Origin of the sequence: Comamonas sp. wu1-DMT (assembly GCF_040187805.1) — a bacterium.
GTDB classification, from domain to species: domain Bacteria; phylum Pseudomonadota; class Gammaproteobacteria; order Burkholderiales; family Burkholderiaceae_C; genus Comamonas; species Comamonas thiooxydans.
In genome coordinates, this window is the sequence record NZ_JBANEM010000067.1 from 1 (window position 1) to 502 (window position 502).

Annotated in this window: 1 protein-coding gene and 1 pseudogene; both read left to right on the top strand. The window is 56.8% G+C overall.

Going from position 1 to position 502, the window contains the following annotated elements; translation table 11 throughout:
* A pseudogene (locus V8Z78_RS27090) lies at positions 1-198 on the top strand (arsenical resistance protein ArsH); the annotation flags it as partial.
* 9 nt (positions 199-207) lie between these two features.
* Positions 208-502, top strand: a 295-nt coding sequence (locus V8Z78_RS27095) for an MFS transporter (protein WP_349732521.1), incomplete at its 3' end; no start/stop codon positions are given.

The window sequence follows — 502 nt, forward strand, 5'->3', positions numbered from 1 at the left end:
AAGGCATTTGCCGAGTTCGACGAGGCTGGCCGAATGAAGCCCTCTTCGTATTACGAACGGGTGGTGGACGTGATGGAAGAGTTGGTCAAGTTCACGCTGTTGACGCGAGACTGTTCGGACTACCTGGTGGATCGCTACAGCGAGCGCCGTGAAAGCGCTGAAGAACTGTCTAAACGGGTCAATCAACGCAGCATTTAAACAATACAGATGGCACTGAACCGCACGCAAGTCACAGTCATGCTCGGGATTGCCCAGACCCTGTCCTGGGCCTCGTCGTACTACTTGCTTGCGGTGCTGGCCACGCCAATCAGTCAGTCGACAAGCACCTCGTACTCTCTGGTGTTCGGCGCGTTCTCGGCAGCCTTGCTTGTGGCTGCAGCGGTAGGACCCATCGCGGGCCGGTTGATTGATCGCTTTGGCGGAAGGTCGGTGCTTCTCGCCAGCAATCTGGTTTTTGCCTGTGGCTTGCTGATGTTGAGCCAGGCCACGCAGACACTGCATA